This window comes from Mycoplasmopsis citelli, assembly GCF_900660645.1.
Taxonomy (GTDB): domain Bacteria; phylum Bacillota_I; class Bacilli_A; order Mycoplasmatales; family Metamycoplasmataceae; genus Mycoplasmopsis; species Mycoplasmopsis citelli.
The window spans coordinates 1,010,497-1,031,843 of sequence record NZ_LR215036.1; the positions used below are offsets into that span (position 1 = coordinate 1,010,497).

Consider the following 21,347-nt stretch of genomic DNA (forward strand, 5'->3'; position numbering starts at 1 on the left):
ATAGATATATTTGATTTTAATCATTCAAGAATCTTTTTACCTATCTTATTTGTTCAATTCCTATGATTATGGTTTTGGCTTTTAACCCTGATAAAGAGTTGTTTGTTGTAGATTTATTTTTATGGTAATCTGCTATAACATTTGTAAATTCAACTTGATTTTTCTCTTTAGAGACTGCTTTAGTAATTAAATATTCTGACTGAATTTGTGAATTATCATAATTGCTCTCATTGTGGATTTCTGTATATCAGGTTTTATCTTTTTCTTTAAAAATCATATCTTTAGTTCAGTCTAATTCGAAATATTTTAATTGGTTTGATTCTACAGGTTCGGTGGTATCGATGTATCAATACCTTAATTTTGCATTTTCTTGCTCATCTCAGTTGATAATTGCTTTGATTTTATTCACGGCAATAACACGATCCGGTTCTTTTCCAGGATTTATTTTGATAAAAGTGCTACTGTAACTTTGTTTGTCATTACCTGGGTCAGAGTATCCAGTTAAAGTTGCATTTATATTATGGTTTTTTGTGTAATTACCCAAAACTGCAAGTGGTGCAGTTAATGGAGTAATATACGCCAAGTTTGCCCATGGATCATATTCATGGGTTTTCCAGTTATAATTTGAAGAATCGGAAATTGCATTTTTATAGACAATTGAATTTAAAATTATGTTCTTATATTTTGTATAATCAGCTATTGTCTCTTTGAGTTTTATATTTTTTTCATTCAATTGATTTTCTAAATGCGTTTTTTCTTGTTCAAGTTGGCCTTTTGTAATTTTTAGTTCATTTTTATCTTTTTCAAGATTGCTGTTGGTTTCTTTTAGAGAATTTATTTGTGAATTAAACTCAATTTTTTGGTTATTAGCTAATTCTTGAATTTGCTTTTTTTCTCTTCAAGCTTGATCTCTATCTTGAATTGCTTGATCTTTTTCTTTTTGTAATCTTTGGGATAAGCTTTTTATGAAATTAGAATCTCTTTCTGCGGTATCAGCTCTATTTCGGAGATTATTAATTTCGGTGTCTTTTTGTTGAATTGTTTGACGCAAAGTCTCACTAGTTTGTTTTTCTTGTTTGAGTTTTGTATCAAGAAGTTTCTTTTCTTTATCTAATTTAACTTTTTGTTTTTCGAGTTTTTTAAGTCCTTTTTTAGTTTGATCTGATTGAGCGGTTGTTTTATCTAAAATTGTGTTTTGTAGTTCTAATAATTTTGAAGATAATTCACTAATTCTATTAATGTATTGCTCAACAAAATTAATTTGAGCATTTAAATCACTTCCTGTTGCTTGTAAATCTTCTAAAGCAAGCAACTCTTCAATCTCTGTAGTTGAAATATTTAATCCTTTAGCTTTTTCTACAATTTTTTGAGCTTCTACTTTTCTGCTAGCATAAGTATTAGTTAGAGTTGTAATGTTATTAAATAATACACTTGAAAATCTTGCTTGTTTTGCTTGTAATTCTTGAATTTGAGTTTCAATTGATTGGTTTTGTAATTGAAGAGTATTGATTTGTTCATTTGATTTTTGAGTTTTAAAATCAAAATCTTTTTGAGCTACTTCACTATATAAATTACCTAAATCTGTTGATTTTTGAATTAAATTTTTAATACTTGCTAATTTCTCTTCAGTTGAGGCACTTTCATTAAAAACTACCAATTGTTCGTTTAATTTGCTTCTTAACTGTGAAACATCAATACTATTATCAATTTCTCCAAGTAAAAGATTTGCTTTGTCTTTAAGATTCGTATATACAGTTTTAATAGAATCGAAAATACTTTCTACTTGTAAATTGTTGCTATCTAGTTCAGAATTTAAAGTAGCAAGTTGAACTTGAGTATTTCTTAAAGATTCTTGAGTAGATTCTAGCGAGTTTTTGGTTTGTGCTAATTCTGTGTTGATATTATCTAAAGCTTTCTCATTATTTGAAAGTTTTTGTTGTTGTTCAGCAAGTTCTGATTTAGTATTTTCGAGTTCAGTTTTTGTGCTTAAGAAATCTTCTTCTAAAGTAGTTTTTTGGGTATTTAAAGAATCTATTTGAGCTTGAAAAGTTTGAATTTGATTTTCTAAATCACTAATTTGCTTAGCTTGATTTACAATTTCTAACCCTTTTTCTTGATTCCATTTTGTATATAAAGGAATAAGAGCATTTCTAATTAAATCGTATCCTTTAACAATTTTTTCAAAACTATTTTGTACTACATTTAAATCATAGCTTTGCACATCTGAATAGTCATTATTATCTTGAACATCTGCTAATGAGTCATTCATTTGATCTAGCAATTCACTAAAAATGGTTTCTTTTGTTTTTATAAGTTTTAATGTGTTGTTGATTTTAGCTTTAATTTTTTCAGATTGATCTGCACCAAATTGTTCAAAATCAAAATCATTAAAATCTTGTAAACTCTTCTTAAATTGTTTAATTAATTTTAAGTAAAATCTTAATTGACTAGCAAGTTTTTCAGCTAATTCTTTAATTTTTTGATCTCTTTGACCAATTTGTTCTTTAAGAGTGTTTACTTCTTGATTATGTTTATTAATTTGTCCAACAATTAAGCTAATGCTACTATTTAATTGATTAAGAAAAATATTTTGTGATTTTTGAATTAATTTAAAAGCCTTAACTGCACTTTTTGTATCATTAAAGGCAATTTGATCAAGTGAATTTAATAAATTTTTTGCTTTGTTTAGCGATTCAGTAATTCCTTGTTGGGTTTCTTCAGTTAAATTATTGTTTTTATTTAAGAAATTTTTTAGCGTTTTAGTTAAAGCTGAAACTTTTTTAACTAAATTACTTTTTCAATTTTGAAGTGGTTTTTCAAATACTTTATATTCATCTTCAGAGATTTTTTGTTGATTGACTTTACTTAAAAAATCATCTAAATTTTCACTAGATAAATTGCTTTCTTGCAAATTTTGAACTAGAGATTGTAAATTCTTACTTTGTGATTGTAATGTTTGAATTTTTGATTTATCTTCTTTATTTGCAAGACTGTATCTTTGAAATTGCAAATTTAGTTCATTTATTTGATGATTTAAAGAATTAATTTTATTTTGGTTAACTGTTTTTCCGCTCCCAAAACCTATACCAATACCGGCTCCTAGAAGCAATACTCCTGTAAAAGATAGCAGTAAGTTTCTTTTTCTTGATAATTTCATATTGAATCCTTTTTTATTTTTAATAATAATTTTTAGTTTTATATTATTTTTAACATTTATCAAAAGAGCTTTTGAAGTTTGATTTATTGGAAATTTTACTTTTTAAATTTCTTTGATAATAAAACTAAAAAAATAATCAGAAATTTTTATTTAAAAAGTAAAATAGATACTATTGTACTTTTGCTGGTTTTAGATAAGGTTTTATTATTAAAAACAAAAATTAAAGATTAATTTATATAACTTATAATATTTTTACTTTAAAACTAATTTTTTAATTAAATATTTATGTTATAATTACTTTCTGTTGTGTTTAAATGTTTATTAATAATTAAATTAAAAAATATTTACAAAATTAACTAACGAACACTTTAGCGTTAGTTTTAAAGATAATATTTTTTAGATTTTTGTTATTTAAAAATAAAAAACTTTATCTAAGTTAGTGCTATTTACCTCCTTAAGTTTTTTGGTTTAAAAGTTTGCATTTACAATTTTATTTAACTTCAGATAGATTTAAAAATGAAAATAATATTGATGATTTTCGCCTATCATGAAATATGTTATTTTCATCTTTAAAATTGTTCTATACAAACTTTTTAAATTTTTGCGTCAATATTTTTGCTATTTGGGATAGCATATTATAAAAATAGGTATCTTTATAATTAGAGCTATATAAAGTTAGGAGTTAATAACTTTAAAACAAATATCTTTTGTATGACAATTTAATTATAAATGTACTTTTTAAAATACAGAAATAAAAAATATTTTTTTGCAAAAATGTGAAAAAATAACCACAAAATAGATTTTCTTTTTGTGGTTATTTTTTATTAAACTAGAAAAAAATATAAAAATGAATTGTTAATAATTAAGTGTAAATATTGTTATATCTAGAGTTTTATTTATCATTCAATTCACATTTTTAGCTTAAATTAAATTTATAATGTTCAATTCATCTCTGCGTCTAATTCTAATAATATTCTTTAATATTTAAAAAAGAAACAAAAAAGGATACATACTCCATAAGTTATTTTGAGTATCTAACTTTTGGAATACGTATCGCTATTGTCTTAACTATATATTTTCAATTTTTTAAAGACTATCAGGAAGATCTAAATATTCATATTCTTTTGGGTTTTTAAAATACATTAAAGTAGTTTCATAAGAACCTAAATCGAGTTTAAATTTGTTCATATGCTCAGAATTGCGTTCTAAAAATAAATCAACATCATCTCTAAGTTCATATGTTGGTTTTTGAGAGTCTTCACCTTCATATAAATCCCAATTAGTTAAATCAATTACCTTTCATCTTCCGTCAACAAAAACTTCATTTCAAGCATGAAATCCACTCGCGATTGTAGATTTAGAATCTCCAAAGTATGGGCCACCTACAATACGAACTGGAATATTTAAAATAGTTAGAGCTGCTGATAAATTCATGGAATATCCTACACATTTAATTTCTGGGTCGTTGGTGAAAATTTGAGTTGGATTATAAAATCCATATCCATTGTAGTTGAAATCATCATTAGGCAAAACTAAATAACTTGTATTTGCAACAATATAATAAGCAACCGCCCTAATTTTAGTTTTGTCATTTCATTTTTTATTGATAATTTTCGGTAAAACTTCTTTTCAATGATTAAATCATCTTTTATATTCTGATGTTGGATTAATTCAAAGATCCTTGCCTATTTTTTTCGCTTCATCTATAGATAAAGGTTCAATTTTATCAAATAATATTGATCCGTCAATAGATCTTATATTCTTTACTTTTGCTAATTCTTTTGAAATATTAGAGTGGAAAGAACCATCAGAAAATAAATTTGGTTCCTTTCATAATAAATTATTATAGACATTATAACCTTCATTTACCATACTTAATTTGTTAAGGTTATTATATTTTTGATATTTTCAGAATTTTTTGTAATTAAAATTTTTAATACTATGTCCAATTACATGCTTTTTAGATTTTTTGTCATCATCTTCAATTATTCCTATACCATCTTTTTGGAGCTCGAATATCTGATTCACTAAATTTAATTTATTAATTTCGTTAATTACTTGTTGGGAAATTTTTTCTTTTTTGTCATAATAAGTTTCGAATTTTGAACTTCGAACATCATTATAATTAACTTTTTCTGGGTGTTGTTCATTGATAGTTCAAAGTTTATAATGATTGTCTGGAGCAAAATTAATTTGCCTATTTATATAATCAGTTAAAACTTTTTTATTTTTGAATTTAGGATCGATTTGTAAGGCTTTAATATCTTCATCTTTAATTTTTGCAATTTGATCTTCTTTATTTATAAAAATTCAATTTCATCTTTGATAGTATTTAAGCCAATTTTCAACATATTTATCATTAATTCAAACTTGATTATAATTACCACTGTAATATTTACTTGGGTCTAAAGAAAAGTTGTTATTTTTATCAATTCCCCATTGAAAATTCACATATTTATTGTAATTATTTTGATAATGGTACAAGAGTTTTTTTAAACGTTCTAAAGGTTGAAGATAGTATGGATGCTGTTCATATAACTTGATTTGTTGCTTTAGCTTATAAATATAAAAATCTTTTAAGTAATCCCCTAAATCAAGCTCTTTTTTTTGTTGAAAAAGTTTTTTAAGATTGTTTAATTTTTTAGCAAAAGCTTTATTTCATTGATTTTTATCTTCAATTGTTGTAATTAATTCATTTGAATTTAAATATGCACGTTTTCAAGCGTTGTATATTTCCAAAAAATGTTCAAAATATGATGAATGTAAATTCAAAAAATCTATGTCATTTTTAATATTATCTATTTGATTAATTTTTTCATTTATAAAAACTAAAAATTCTTTAGAAAATGGTGAAGTTTTACTCTCTAAAATTGCTTGAAGTTTAAATTTTAACTCTTTTAATTCTTTTTGATATTTAGGGTTTAGTAATACTTCAGGTTTTTCAAAACCTTTTTTATTGATATGCAAATTATTTTCATTACTGTTTTGATCTTTTGGAAAAAAATACACATCTTTATTAGTTTGAACTTCGGGCTTTTTTAAATCGCCTTTATCCTTTTTTTCTAATTTATCTTCAGAATCTTTCTTAACAGGTTTAATTTCTTCTTCTACTTTAATTGCTACTGATGAAGATTGTTGTTGATTATCATAATTTTTATTGTCTTGTTTTTGAGAATTACTTTGATTTTCTTTTGGATGATTTTTTTCACATGAAACTAAAATAACCACTAAAGGAAAAGGTGATATTAAAACCGATAATGCTTGAAGTTTTTTAGAAGATAAAATTCTTTTAAATTTCATATTAATTTAATTATAATTAAATACATCGCCCTAATATTTAAAATATTTTAATTTTTTTCAATTTCTTCTATTCCTACCACTGGGTATCTAGAGCTAAGTGTTGGTTTCATAGCAAAATCATCAGCAGGATTTTCTCCGTATCTTTCTTCGTCATAAATCGATGATGAAGAAGCGATAACATCAGTAAATTCTATTTGATTTAAGTTATCATTAGTTAATCTCAAAATTAAATATTCTGTAGTTGTTTGTAGATATAAACTATCACCAGTTTCTGATGTTTCTATTTTTGAATAGTATGTATGATCTTTTGTCTCAAAAAGCTTTTGGTGATCATATTCTATATCCGTATATTTTAATTTTTTAGCATCATCTGACTGATAAGTATCTATGTAATAAACTCTGAATGTATGTTTTAAAGCTTGGGGATTTCTTACTCTAACTTTGAATTTGTTAATAACCGAAACTTTTTCTGGTTCTGTTCCTGGATTTAACAAAGTGAAATATTTTCCGTAATCTATATGATCTTTATAGTGTTCTACATCAGAATATCCTGTTACTGCTTGATTAAAGTAATTATTTTTAAGTCATACACCCTGTCCTTGGGTAGCATTTTTATAAACATTTGATTTTAAAATAACATCTTTATATTTAGTATAATTTTTTGTCATAGTAATTAAATCACTTTGAGCTTTTGATAATTTAACTTTGTTTTCATTAATTAAATTATTTTGACTTTGAATTTGTGAATTTAGTTGAGAAATTTCTGTATTTTTTTGTTGAATCTCTTGTTCTTTTAATGATAAAAGATTCTTTTGAATTTCTGAGTTATTTGCTTTAGATTTTCAAGTTCTTACTTGTTCTTCTAAATCTTCAACTTGATTTGTAAGATGTCCAATTGTTATAGCTTTACCTTTAATTTCAAGATTTGCTAAATCTAAATTCTTTTGAAGATTGTCTTTTTCTGTTTTTAATTTTTTAATTTTATTATTACTATTATTATTTTTGTTAGAAATTTCTTGACTTGTTTTTGTTTTAATTTCATTAATAATTTCATTTTGAAGACTAATACTTTTTGATGTTAAATTCATAATTCGAGTTGTATACTCATTAATAAAATTACTTTGTTCATCAAAGCTATTTCTAGGAACTTGTAAATCACTTAATTGAAGTAATTGATTAAGTTCTGATGTATCAATTTTATATTCTTTAGCTTTAGAAATAAAAGCAGTTGCTTCTGATTTTCTTTGATTATAATCTTGTAAAATCTTGGTAATATCAGTAGCTAAAGTATTTGAAAAGGTAGTTTGTTTTTCTTGCAGAGAGTTTACAGTTCCTTGAAGTTCATTTTTTGAAGTTCTTAAACTTGTGATTGAATCTTCTAAAACTTTAGCTTTAGCATCATAATCTTTTTGTAAAATATCTCCATAAGTATTATTAAAATTTGTTGAAAGATTAATTAAAGAATTAATTTTTGATTGTCTTTGTTCTAAAGTATCAGTATCTTCAATATTTAAAATTGATTGATTAAGTTGAGTTCTTAAACTTTCTAAATTAATACTGCTATTTGCTTTATTAATTAAAGTATTTGCTTTTACTTTAAGATTATCATATATTGCTTTAATAGCATTAAAGTTATTTAAAGCTTCTTCTTTGTTAGCAGTAATTTCGTTATTTAAAGTTTCTAGTTGGTTTTGAGTAAACACTAGAGAATTTTTACTCTCAGATAATTGAGTTTGAATTAATGCTAAAGAATTTTGAGTATCTTCAAGTTCTTTTTGTTTTGATGCTAACTGTAATTGAATATCTTGTAATTGTTCTTTAGTAGTGTTTAAATTCTCTAAAGTATTTTGGTATTTAAATCGAAGAGGAACAACTATGCTTATTTTGTATTCTTCAATAATTTGTTGAGCAAATGCAAGTGTTTGATTAACAATTGGAGTGAAAGTTTGAGCATAATTTTCGGCAGTGTATTTGTTTTTAAGCTCTTTTAATGTGTTAATTTGGTTTTTAAGACGATTTGCTAAACTTTCAGCATTTAAATCATCAGTGCTTCTAATGGTTTGTTCAATTCCACCTAAAACAGTAATTTGATTTTCAAGTACTGAATTTAAATGATTCATTAAATCTTCTTTGGTTTTAGAAAGATTTTCTTCTAAATTGGTTTTTTGGGTATTTAAAGAATCAATTTGAGTTTGAAGGGTTTTATTTTGACTTTCTAAAGAACTAATTTGTTTAGCTTGATCAACAATTTGTAAACCTTTTTCTTGATTTGATTTTTTATATAAAGGAATAATAGAACTTCTAACTAAATCATATTCTTTAAAGATTTTTTCAAAAGTTTTTTGTACTGTATCCAAATCATAATTTTGAACATCTGAATAATCATTGCCATCTTTATCATCAACTAAAAATTCTTTCATTTGATCAAGTATTTCAGTAAAAATAGCTTTTTTTCTGGTTATAAGATTTAAAGTTTTACGAATTTTGGTTTTGATTTTTTCAGATTGATTTGCATCAGTTTGTCCAAAATCAAAATCTTCAAAATCTTTTAAACTCTTTTTAAATTGTGAAATCATTTTTAAATAAAAACTTAATTGACTGGTAAGTTTTTGAGATAATTCTTTAATTTTTTGATCTCTTTGACCAATTTGTTCTTTAAGATCATTTACTTCTTGGTTGTGTTTGTTAATTTGTCCAACAATTAAATTAATGCTAGTATTTAATTGATTAAGAAAAATGTTTTGAGCTTTTTGAACATCCTTAAAAGCCTTAACTGCACTGTTTGCGTCATTAAAAGTGATATCTTTTAATGATTTTGATAAGCTTTTTGCTTTATTAAGTGAGTTAGTAATTCCTTGTTGAGTTTCTTTAGTTAAATTATTGTTTTTGTCTAAAAGATTTTTTAGACTTTTAGTTAGAGTTGAGACTTTTTTAGCTAAATTACTTTTTCAAGTTAAAAGTGGTTTTTCAAAAGCTTTATATCCAGTTTCGAAGATTTTTTGTTGATTTAATTGATTAAGTAAATCGTTTAAATTTTCATTATTTAAGTTACTTTGTTGTAAGTCTTGAACTATAAATTGCAAATTCTTGTTTTGAGATTGTAATGTTTGCACTTTTAACTTATCTGCTTTATTTGCAAAATTGTATTTTTGAAATTCTAAATTGAATTTGTTGATTTGATTTTCATAAATATTTTTTGTAATTCCAATAGCTATACCTGAAGTAATACCCATAAGAGAAATTCCTCCAAGAGCTAATAATAAGTGCCTTTTGGCTATTCTTTTCATATTTGAACCTTTCTTAGTAATTAAATTGGTAATTTTTATTAAAAGAACTTTTGAGATTCTTTTAAATGTGGAATTTTTAATATATTAGAATTTTGCTTTTTTCAGATAAAGTTTTGTTTTAAAACTACATTTTTAATTTTTAATCAAATATTTATATGCTATAATTATTATCTACTGCATTTGAATATTTACTATTAATTAAATTAAAAAAAAAAAAAAAATTGCGTAATTTTATTATTAAAAATTAATATCAGTTATAAAAAACCATATTTTTGTAAGAATTTCGTTAAAAAACAAAAAAACTTTATCTAAATTTTGCTATTACCTCCTTGAGTTTTTATTTAATTAGTTTGTATTTTATAATTTAATAAACTTCAGATATATTTAAAATTACTCACATACAAACTTTTAATATTTTATTGTCAATAATTTTTATTGTTTTAGCAAAAAACTTAAATAAGATATATAAAAGCAACTTAAAACAAGATTTTCAAAGTAAACAATTTTTATTGACATCTTAATTATATTTGGAATTTTAAAAATACTTATAAATAAAAAGAGTTTTTTGAAAATATGCAAAATTACCACAAAATGGTCTTATTTTGTGGTTTTTGGTATATTTTTTAAAAACTTTTATGAGAATATAATAATTAAGATGATTAAATATTAAAAAATAAAAGCTTAGTTCTTTGGGTTATAGAACTAAGTTTTTAATAGTCTTTTTCCTAACTTTTTTAATGCATATTATTATTTAATTTAATTTTAAATGCTATCAGGAAATCCTTTATATTCATATTTTGAAAGATTTTTGAAAAACATCATAGTTCTTTGATGTGAAACAATATCAATTTGGAGTTTGTTCATTCATTCTGAATTTAGTTTTAAAAATAAATCTTTATTATCTCTAAGTTCAAAATTTAAGTTATTGTCATTATTTTTTCGTTTAATCCCAATTTGTTAAATCTATTACTTTTCGCCTTCCGTCAACATAAACTTAATTCCAAGAATGTTCATCCCTTGAAATTGTTGCAGTTGTAATAACAGCAAAATAAGTGCTTAAAATTTTAACTGCAATATTTAAAATTGTTAGTGTCGCTACTAAGTTCATCGAGTATCCTAAACATTGAATTTCTGTTTCGTTTGTAAAAATTTGAGTCGGTTTATAAAATCCATTACCATTATAAATTAAATTTTTGTTTCATCGGAGACAAGCAAGCTGTATTAGCTATATTATGAATAGACAATTGCTTTGATTTTATTTTTTTCATCTCAATTTTTATTGATAATTTGAGGCAAAAATTCTTTTTATGATTAAATCATTTTTTGTGTTAAGAAATTGAATTAATTCATTGTACATCATCCAGAACAGATTTATCTTTCTACATTTTTTCTTAGGTTAGAGAATTTGTATAATCTAATACATAATTATATTCTTTTGTTATTTTATGAACAGGTTTTATTAATTCTAAATATATAAATTTATATAAAGGACCAGAAAATAAATTTGGTTTTTCTCATATTAAATTATTATAAATTAACTCTTTAAAACTAATTTTTTAGTCTATAATACGAAAAATAACTAAAAAATAAATTATAAGGAAATATCGTGAAATCATTATTTTTTAAAATTGGTGATCCTATTTCAAATCTAACAGAACTTTCATCATCTGTTTCAAGTCACGCAAATGTTGAAACAAAAAACCAAAGTTTTCAAGTAATAAAAACACAAGAAAAAAGTTTATTTAAAGAAATATCTACTGATTTAGAGAGTAAAAACAAAATTATTTTTAATAATTTAAATAAATTGCAAGAAGAGAAAAAAACGCTTTCAGAATTTTTTAAAAATATAAAAAAAGAAGATTTAGAAAAGTTATCTAAAACAATTTTATCTGAATTAATAAAAGAAAATAAAATATCTAAAACTGATTACGAAAAAGCAATCAATAATATCGAGAATCAAAGTCACCAACAATTTAAAGATTTTATATCAACATTTCAAGATTATTCTAATGAATATGAATTTCAAAATTCTAACAAAAAAAGTTTTGAAGATGAAACTCGCTGAATAGCAATAAACCCTTACAAAGGATATGAAGTAAATATTAGCGAAGAAGAAAATTCAAAAACTCACGCTTTAGCATTTGAACAGCTAAGTGTTAAAAAAACTCAATTTGAATTGATAACAAAAAACTTAATACCCGAACTAAAAAAATGAATTTTAGCAAAGAAAATAACCTTAGAAGCAGCTCTTGCTCCTAGTAGTGCTTCTATTGTTGCTACAGGTATTACATTAAGCGACAAAATAAAAAACGGAAAATTATTCAAAAAGTATTTTAAAAATTATTATCAAAACAAAATAAAAAATCTTACAAAAGAATCTTTAGAAGCAAAAGAACAAAGGCTTCTAAAAATTTCTTTAGTTTCTTCTGCGATTTCACTTTCATTTCAATATACTATTGAACAAATCGAAAAGCACATCAACGACATACAAAATCAAATAAAAGAGAGTGTAGAATTATATTTTGGACCTCATGAAGTATTTAATGATTTTAAAAATTGACATGGTAAAATCTGATCGAAATTATCTTTTACTAATGAAATTATTAGTTGAGTTTTAAGCCATTATATTCCAGGTAATTTTCCTCAAGCTTGATACGACAGATATTTATTTTATTTAAAGAAAACAACTAGTTTAAAGACATTTCATTTTATTTCTCTTGGTAATGATTTACTAGCTATATGACTTAATGTTGATGAAATAAAAAAATTAGATAAAGCTCTCGATTATCTCGATAGTAAAGAAGAAGAATTCAAAGAAGCATTAGAAACATTAAATAGTGGAATAGAATCTCTAAGAGAAGATAAATGAGTAGTTGTTAAAGAAAGTCGTAAATCAGATTATTATTCTCGTGGAGGAAGAGGAGGAAAAAACTTACTTTTTAAAAATCTCAAAACTGATAAAGTAAAAACACTCGAAGAAATGCTTGAATATAGTAGGGAAGAGTTAAAACTTTGAGGGTTACAAAAAGTTTATAATCATAAGACCGGATGATATATACGAAGTATTCCGAATAAAGATAAATCAGATAATTTAGGATAAAAAAATGCTAGTTTTTTCAATAATATTGTCGCTTATTTTTGTTGGAACATTTTATATTTCTTCTCAAAAATGATTAAAAAACTATTTTTCAATAAACATGTTTATTATTTTTATTGACTTATCAATTGAAAAAATCAAATATAATCAGGATAATTTTTTTCAAAATCCGTTACTAAACAAGGCAATTAATGAGTTTATTGAGCAGATAATAAAAAAGAAAAAATTTGTTTCTTTTTATTTATTTTGAACTTTTGTTTCTGTTACTTTATCTATTACTACCTTGGTGCTTTATAATTATTTTTTAGTTGAAGAAGCAATTGTATTTAATATTCTGTTGCCAATTATATCAATTTTAATCCCTATATGTTTTTCTTCTTATTTGATTTTATTTTTAAATAAAAAGAAAAAATTTAAAAAGGTTCTTAAAAAATATAATTTTGCTAAAAAAAATAACATTAAACAAATTTCACAATCAATGAATTATCAAAAACAAGAAAAAACAAAAACCATTGCTTTCTCTTATGAATTAGCTTTTACATTTAAAATTAAAAATATTTTTCAAAAATGAAAAAATTTAATTATCTACGAAGAAAAAATTAAACAAATATTTGGTGAGCAAGCTCAGTCAATTATGTATATTTACATTTATGACATTAATAATTTCAAAGCACCTTATTTTGTATTTGAAAACAAACTCATGATTAAACATTATAAGGAAGCAAAATGAATCTAATTTATGGAACATACATAAACTGATCTATCTTTTTTGCCATAACATGTTTATTTTTTCTTTTTTACTTATTCTACCGTGCATGATGAATAAAAATAAATGAATTTTTATATTCCTTCGGAATTAAAAAAATTAAATTCTGCCTAGAAAATAAAATTAAAGTTCATCCGTTTTTTGTAAAAGGTATTGAGAGTATTTGTAAAAGTTTTAAAACTAGAAATTTAAAAATAATTTATCAATATATTATTTCAATATTGCTTTTGAATATAATTTTAAGTCTTTTAATTTGATTATCATGAGTTCCGGACTCTAGAAATTTACAATCAGTAAATATTAAAAATTTTTATTTGTATATTTTTAACATAATTTTTTTGATTCTTTTAGCTATAGCAATAGCAGAAATTGTATTTTGAATTATTTATGTTATTATTAAAATTTTACATATTAAGAAGTTACAAAATTTATCTAAAAAACTTAAAATAGATGTTCAAAGTCCATTGTTTGATTTAACAATAAGCAGAAAAGAAATTTTAAATTTAAATATTAAGGGTTCTTTAAAGAATTTTCAAAATTATAAATTAAGTGTTAACTCAAATAAACAACAGTTCTTTATATCTAATTTATCAACTAATAAATTGGTAAAAAACTATAACGAATCAATTTTATGGAATAGGGATGTCTTGAAAGAATACCTAAATGATAATAAAGAAGATGCAAGATATATTCATTACTTATTAATTGTGTACTCAAATCGAACTGATGCAGAATTTTATGATGTCAAAAATGAAGATAATATACAATTTTTTATGGAATTGGAAAAGTATTATTAATAAAAAATTTAAAAAAAAAAAAAAAAAACTTAGTTCTGCAAAAAAGAACTAAGTTTTTAATTGTTGTTATATTAATAAATATGATAGATAATTTATAATATGAATCTCTTAAATTTAGATTTTTGCTGTCAAAATTTTGAGATTCATATAATCTTTATGTTATTTTAAATTATAAAATGCCAACACTATGATTCTTGAAACTCTAAATTAAATATATTTATTGCAATATTTCAAGAACTGATTTTATTTTGATTAATAATATTGGTAATCTCAAAAAAGAAATTTTTCTTTGTTCTGAGTTTTGTAATGATTTTTTGTTTTTATTTTTTTCAATTTTTAATATTTATAATTAAATGTTTTATTTTATCTTTTAAATCTTAATGATAATCAAACTGGTAAATGATCTGAAACATTGTTTCTTAGAGCAAATCAGATGCTATTAGAGTTTTTATCTAAATTTTCTCCGGTATTAAGTCTTTTTCTGAAAATTCTTTGATATTCACTATCTACATAGTTTTTAAATTCGGAATTTTCCATGTAATTTTTAAAAATATCAAATTTAAATCAGTCTCGATTTTGTGGGTCTTGAACAAAATTGTTCCCATCATAAAACATGCGATCATATGGTTCGGCATATGCTAAATCATATTCTCCATCTAAAACAGCATCTTTAATGCTTTTTGAACTTTTTAAAGAGGTGCTTGCACTATATTGATCTTCTCACCCGCTTAAATAACCGTTAGTTACTAAGTTCACAAAAATATCAGAAGAATTTGCTGGAATATTTGTATCAGCTCCAAAAACTATATTTTTAGCTCCGTTTTGTTTAAAGTAATCAAATACTTTGTCTAAATTAAATGCCTCTGCTCCTTCTTGTGAACCAATTTTTCTGGTAAATCTTAAGTTGCTTGGATAAGTATAATTTAAATCTGCAAAACTAACTTCACCTTCTTTTCTACCTGGTGAATCAAAGTGATCAAAAATGGTGGTAAATGCTTTTCGAGTACCGTTGACTTTAAACATCACTCCAAATGGAGGACGAACATATGCTGTTGAATCATATTCATCTTCAAGCGGATATTCAACATAATCTTTAAAAGATTTTTTAACACTTCCATCTTTAAAAGGAAGTGGAGAAACTTTATTTGTATCATATAAAATGACCACCGATTCTTTAACTGCTTCAGAGGAATTTGAATTGTAATCACTTTCAGGTTGATAAACCATTTCATAATGACGATTTGTCATTGAATTGAGCTTATCAACAATTAAATTTACTGAATCTCATTTTCCATTATTAATTTCAGTTAATCCAATTACATCTGGATTAATTTCTGAGAGAACTTTGCTAATAACAGAAACTTTAAATTGATTTTCATTTCTTTTTGAATTTGGATAATTTAAAATGTTTCAATGAACAATTTTTAAACCTTCAGCTGATTGGACTCTTGGTCTAGCTGTTCGACGTCTAGAGTTTAAAACAACCTTATTGAAAGCTTGGGTTTTTAAGTAATTGTTATTTTGTATACTGTTTTTTGTGGATAAAGATACCAAATCAACATTATTTGAATTATCTTTATCGTTGCTATTAACAATAGCTTTATCTTTTTGTAAAGTGTTTTGATTGTGAACTTTTGTAATATTTACTTTAAAATTTTCCTTTGAGTTTTGTAATGCTTGAGAAAGCGATTTAGCAAAATCACCTTCACTGTGAGAGATTGGGTTTGTAGTGCAAGAAGCAGAAGTAATAACTGCAATTGCACTACTTGAAATAAGACTTATTAACTTAAAAATAATTGATTTTTTCATAGCCCCATAAGTATAAATTACCTTGAATAAAAGTCAAGATTTTTTTAAAAAAACTATGGAAAAATAACCACAAATTAACTCCATTTTAAAGGTTTTTAACTTTTTATTTCTCTTAGATTATTATTGTCTTTAAATATTGTAAAATTAAGATAGCGTAACTATTTTTTAAGGGGGCAAAATGATTAATAAAGTTAAAGGAACAATTGATTATTCAATTGGTCAATACACTAAAAAAAGAGCCGCTCTGAGTATTTTTGAATACTTAGTAGAAAAGTTTGGGTTTTCAATGATCGAAACTCCAATTTTAGAATATGCTGAATTATTTAAACGCACAAATCAAAACAGTGACATGGTCCAAAAAGAGATGTTTACTTTCGTTGATAAAGGTGGTCGAGAAATTGTTTTAAGACCTGAAGGTACTGCTTCGTTTGTACGAGCATTTGTTAATAATAAATGATATGCACAAAGTGAAATTGATAAATTCGCTTATTGAGGACCAATGTTTCGATATGAGCGTCCACAAAGTGGAAGATATCGGCAATTTTATCAAGCTGGGGTTGAATATGTAGGAAATAAAAACCCTTATAAAGATGCCCATGTTATTTTCACTGGTCAGTTATTAATGGACTTTTTTGCACAAAAAGCAGGAAAAAAAGTTGAATTAAAAATTAATTCCATTGGAGATGAACAAACCAGAATTAAATACCAAGAAGCTTTAAAAGAATTTCTGCTTCCTTACAAAGATCAATTAAGTGAAATATCCCAACAACGCCTTGCTTCAAATAATGTGTTAAGAATTTTAGATGATAAAGTTGATTCAAAGTTGCCTTTTATGAAAAATGCTCCTCAAATTTCTAATTTTTATTCACCTGAATCCAAAAAATATTTCCAAGATGTTCTTGACAAACTTGACTTATATGAATTTAAATACAAAATTGATCCAAATTTAGTTCGTGGATTAGATTATTATGACGAAATTGTTTTTGAATTTGTCGGAAAAACCAATCAAGGAGAAACAACTCTAATTGGAGGAGGAAGATATTCAAATTTAATTGAAGAATTAGGAGGTCCAAAACTTTCTAGTGTTGGATTTGGATTTGGTGTTGATCGTATAATTGAATTTTTAGGCGATCTTTTAGATGATACTGATAATACTAGAATAGTTCCAAATCTTGGTTTTGTTGATAATAGAGACATTTTAATTGGAGCTTCTGAAAAAGCCAGTGTTTTAGAAAATTTATATTCATTTTACTTAGGTTTAAATTTTGAAGGAGATAATTTTAAAATGACTTTTGTTCCTGAATTAACCAAGAGTAAAAAGCTTTTTGAGATGGCTAAAAAACAAAATGTTCGTTTTTTACTTTATGAAGATCCAAAAATTTCAAATCCAGATATAGTTGTTCTCAAGGATTTAGTTAAAAATAAAAAAATTGAACTTGATCTTCTAGATATGGAACTAGCTTCAAATGATTTATATGGATTTATAATTAAAAATACTTAAAAGGAAATTGTATGAATAAAACAATTAAAAATAATCAGCTAAGAATTTCTGATCAAGGGAAAGAAGTTACTCTTTATGGATGAGTCGCAAATAAAAGACGTTTTGGAGAATTAAATTTTGTTGATTTAAGAGACAAATACGGAATTATTCAATTGGTTTTTAATCAACCAATTAATTTTTCAAAAGAAAGTGTATTAGAAGTTTTTGGAACTGTAGTCCAAAGAAAAGATCCAAATCCAAGCTTAGAAACTGGAGATATTGAAATTTTGGTTAAATCTTACAAAGTTCTTTCAGTAGCTCAAGAACTCCCATTTGCCATTAAAGATGATTTAGAAACTAAAGAAGATTTGCGTTTAAAATATCGATTTTTAGATTTGCGTCGTCCAGTTATGCAAAAAACTCTTAAATTAAAAAATGATTTATTTTTTTCAATTAGAGAGTTTATGCACTCACAAGAATTTATGGAAATTGAAACTCCAATGCTTGCAAAAGCAACTCCTGAAGGTGCAAGAGACTTTTTAGTTCCGACTCGTAATAAAAATGAATTTTTTGCCTTGCCACAATCTCCGCAGTTATTTAAACAATTATTAATGATTTCAGGATTTGAAAGATACTATCAATTTGCTCGTTGTTTTAGAGATGAAGATTCTCGAAAAGACCGTCAACCTGAGTTTACTCAACTTGATATTGAAACAAGTTTTTTAGATGTGTCTTCATTTATGGAAATTATTGAAAATCTCTTTAAACACTTTATGAAAAAAGTCATGAATGTTGAAATTGCAACTCCATTTAAAAAGCTTCGCTTTAATGATTGCATTCGTGATTACGGAAGTGATAAACCAGATTTACGTTTTGAAAATAAAATCACTGATATTGACAATTTTTGTGATGATTCAGATTTTGAAATCATTAAAAATGCTCCTTCAAAAAGACTATTAGCAATTGATGAAATAATTACAAAAAAAGATTTTAAATTCCTTGAAGAAATTGCTAAAAAAAACAAAGCAAATATATTATTTTACTTTACCTTAGAAAATAATGAACTTAAAGACACAAATTTTGCTAAAAAAGTGCCTCAATCAGTTGAAAAATTAATCAAACAAATAGGAAAAACTACTGGAACATATTTAATTGTTGCTAATGAATATGAAAACGCTTCTCAAGCCTTAGGGGCTTTAAGGGTTGAACTTAACGAAAAATACAACTGAGCTAAAGATGAATATAATTTTGCTTGAATTATTGATTGACCGATGTTTGAATACGATAAAGAAAATAATACCTGAATGGCTGCTCATCACGCTTTTACTCAATTTGATAATACTCTAGAAGAAATCAATACATTGCCAAAAAGTCAACTGAAAGCTAAAAGTTATGATTTAGTGTTAAACGGATTTGAGCTTGGTTCTGGATCTGCACGTATTTACGATAGAGAAATGCAAGAAAAGATGTTTGAACTCATCGGAATGGATAAAGAACAACAACAAAATAAATTTGGATTTTTCCTTAAAGGTCTTGATTATGGAGTTCCACCACACTGTGGAATTGGTTTGGGTATTGATCGTTTAACAATGATATTAACTAAAAATAAAACCATTCGTGATGTTATTGCATTTCCTAAAAATGCTAAAAGTGTGGACGTTTTTACAAACGCTCCTTCTGGTGTTGAACAAAATCAACTTGATGAATTATTTATTAAAATAAAGGACTAAAATATTTTAAAAAAATGCTCTTTAATTTTGATTTTTCAGATATAATTAAAAAGCATTTACACAAAACCACAAAAAGGAGGACCATATGGCTATAGTACCAAAAAGAAAGACATCTAAACAACGTAAACACAAAAGAAACAGTCACTCTGCTTTAGAAATGCCTAACCTTGTTGCATGTAAAAACTGTACACAAATGATCGAACAGCATGTTGTATGTAAATTTTGTGGTTTTTACAAAGGTAAAAAAGTTCAAGGATACGTTGCACTTAACGACCGTATTCAATAATTAATTTTAGTGTGGAAAATAACCGGAAAAATCTTTTTTCTGGTTATTTTTTTATTTTTGATTATTAACAAAATGAAAAGAGGTTAAAAATGTTACTTTATAAATTAGGAGAAATTGTTTACAAAAACAATAATAATTTAATTTTAGAAAGCAAAGGAGATGGACATATTGTAGTTATTTCCAATGAATCGAGATACCAAGTCCATGACAAAATTAAAATGTATTTTTATGAATACAACACCGAATATAATAAAACTACTTATGGTTTTAAAGATTTTAAGGAGCGTTTATTATTTATTGATTTAATTTCAATTGATAAAATTGGTCCAAAAATTGCTATGAATATTCTTGATCAAGGTTGAGAATATATCGCAGAATTAATTACTCAAGAAAATTGACAAGAAATTGCAAAAATTCCATTTGTTAATGAGAAAACTGCTCGCTTTTTATGCGTTGAATTATCTGGAAAATGAACCAAAATTATGAATCGCAAAATCAAAGACAAAAGTACTTCTCAATCATTACTTAAACAACTTAGCGAAACACTCAATACCCTTGGGTTTAAGAAAAAGCAAATTGATTTTGCTGTTTCTAAAGTTGATACATCAAAAAATCTAGAACAAATGATTGAAGATAGCATCGAAATCATCGCAACTAATCAAAATGAAATCAATCTTGCGTCCGCATAATTTTAAATCATTTATTGGACAGCGTAAACTAATTAAAACAATTAAGGCGATGATTGATAGTTCACAAAAACAAAACAAAATCTTAGATCATATTTTACTACACGGTTTGCCAGGCTTAGGTAAAACCACTTTAGCCACAATTATCGCAAATGAAACTAATAAAAATATTCATTACATTCAAGGAGCTAATATCGAAAAGAAAGCTGATATTATTTCAGTTTTATCACTAGTTAAAGAAGGAGATATTGTCTTTATTGATGAAATTCATAGCATTAATAAATTAGTTGTGGAGTTTCTTTATAATGCTATGGAAGATTTTGTTTTTGATTTAATTATTGGGGTAGATGCAAATGCTAAAGCAATTCGAATGAAAATTAAACCATTTACATTAATTGGGGCAACAACCAAATTAAACGAAATATCTCAACCATTAAAAGATCGCTTTGGTTTTATCGGACGATTTGTTAATTATGATTTGCATGATTTAATACAAATCATCCAAAATTCAGCTAAAGAGCTAGAAATTCAAGTTCCCGAAGCTCAAATAAAAACTATCGCTTCATATTCTCGTTCAACTCCTCGAATTGCTAATCATTTACTTAGTCGAATTAAAGATTTTGCTATTTCCCTAAATAATGGAGTTATTGATCATAAAATTATCAAAAAGACTTTTAGTTATTTGGAATTATACCCACTTGGTCTTTCTAAAGATCACATTGAGTATTTACAAGTTTTACGAGAGGGCTTTGATGAAAAAGCTGTCTCGCTAGATGTAATAACAGGACTAATATCCACATCTAAAGAGAATATTCTCAATGATATTGAGCCAATTTTGCTATATTTCAAACTCATTGAAAAAAATTCTAGAGGTCGAAAAATTACTTCTAAAGGAGTTGATTATTTAATTAAAGAGAAACTCTCGCTTAGTTAAAAGAATAAGCTTAAAAAT

12 protein-coding genes are annotated in these 21,347 nt (G+C 24.9%); 8 read left to right on the top strand and 4 right to left on the bottom strand.

Going from position 1 to position 21,347, the window contains the following annotated elements:
- Positions 1-40: 40 nt before the first annotated feature.
- The 3 genes from EXC58_RS03765 to EXC58_RS03775 all read right to left on the bottom strand — a co-directional run bounded on the left by EXC58_RS03765 (position 41) and on the right by EXC58_RS03775 (position 9,744).
- Positions 41-3,157, bottom strand: coding sequence for a coiled-coil domain-containing protein (locus EXC58_RS03765; RefSeq protein WP_129725698.1), 3,117 nt, complete (start codon positions 3,155-3,157; stop codon positions 41-43).
- 1,086 nt (positions 3,158-4,243) lie between these two features.
- Entirely contained in the window at positions 4,244-6,457 is a 2,214-nt protein-coding gene (locus EXC58_RS03770; RefSeq protein WP_129725699.1) for a transglutaminase domain-containing protein, read from the bottom strand.
- A 47-nt stretch (positions 6,458-6,504) separates the two neighbouring features.
- Complete coding sequence (locus EXC58_RS03775) at positions 6,505-9,744, bottom strand: hypothetical protein (protein ID WP_129725700.1); 3,240 nt, start codon at positions 9,742-9,744, stop codon at positions 6,505-6,507.
- 1,606 nt (positions 9,745-11,350) lie between these two features.
- Between EXC58_RS03775 and EXC58_RS03780 the strand changes: the two genes are divergently transcribed.
- The 3 genes from EXC58_RS03780 (at position 11,351) to EXC58_RS03790 (ending at position 14,404) form a co-directional block, all read left to right on the top strand.
- Positions 11,351-12,844, top strand: a complete 1,494-nt coding sequence (locus EXC58_RS03780) for a hypothetical protein (protein WP_129725701.1) — start codon at positions 11,351-11,353, stop codon at positions 12,842-12,844.
- Between the two features lie 4 nt (positions 12,845-12,848).
- On the top strand, positions 12,849-13,577 hold the full coding sequence (locus EXC58_RS03785; RefSeq protein WP_129725702.1) for a hypothetical protein: 729 nt from the start codon (positions 12,849-12,851) through the stop codon (positions 13,575-13,577).
- Between the two features lie 368 nt (positions 13,578-13,945).
- The gene (locus EXC58_RS03790) at positions 13,946-14,404 is read left to right on the top strand and encodes a hypothetical protein (protein ID WP_129725703.1); all 459 of its coding nucleotides are present in this window, start codon (positions 13,946-13,948) and stop codon (positions 14,402-14,404) included.
- A gap of 363 nt (positions 14,405-14,767) precedes the next feature.
- Here the strand turns inward: EXC58_RS03790 and EXC58_RS03795 are convergent, their stop codons facing one another.
- On the bottom strand, positions 14,768-16,213 hold the full coding sequence (locus EXC58_RS03795; RefSeq protein ID WP_129725704.1) for an MnuA family membrane nuclease: 1,446 nt from the start codon (positions 16,211-16,213) through the stop codon (positions 14,768-14,770).
- Positions 16,214-16,391: 178 nt separating this feature from the next.
- Here EXC58_RS03795 and hisS point away from each other — a divergent pair, with 178 nt between their 5' ends.
- The 5 genes from hisS to ruvB all read left to right on the top strand — a co-directional run bounded on the left by hisS (position 16,392) and on the right by ruvB (position 21,329).
- Positions 16,392-17,714, top strand: a complete 1,323-nt coding sequence (gene hisS / locus EXC58_RS03800) for a histidine--tRNA ligase (RefSeq protein ID WP_129725705.1) — start codon at positions 16,392-16,394, stop codon at positions 17,712-17,714.
- An 11-nt stretch (positions 17,715-17,725) separates the two neighbouring features.
- On the top strand, positions 17,726-19,423 hold the full coding sequence (gene aspS, locus EXC58_RS03805) for an aspartate--tRNA ligase (protein WP_129725706.1): 1,698 nt from the start codon (positions 17,726-17,728) through the stop codon (positions 19,421-19,423).
- An 85-nt stretch (positions 19,424-19,508) separates the two neighbouring features.
- A complete protein-coding gene (gene rpmF, locus EXC58_RS03810; protein WP_129725707.1) occupies positions 19,509-19,709 on the top strand; it encodes a 50S ribosomal protein L32 in 201 nt (66 codons plus the stop codon).
- Positions 19,710-19,798: 89 nt separating this feature from the next.
- On the top strand, positions 19,799-20,398 hold the full coding sequence (gene ruvA / locus EXC58_RS03815) for a Holliday junction branch migration protein RuvA (RefSeq protein ID WP_129725708.1): 600 nt from the start codon (positions 19,799-19,801) through the stop codon (positions 20,396-20,398).
- On the top strand, positions 20,373-21,329 hold the full coding sequence (gene ruvB, locus EXC58_RS03820) for a Holliday junction branch migration DNA helicase RuvB (protein ID WP_129725709.1): 957 nt from the start codon (positions 20,373-20,375) through the stop codon (positions 21,327-21,329). The genes ruvA and ruvB overlap by 26 nt, the downstream gene beginning before the upstream one ends.
- The last annotated feature ends 18 nt before the right edge of the window (positions 21,330-21,347 follow it).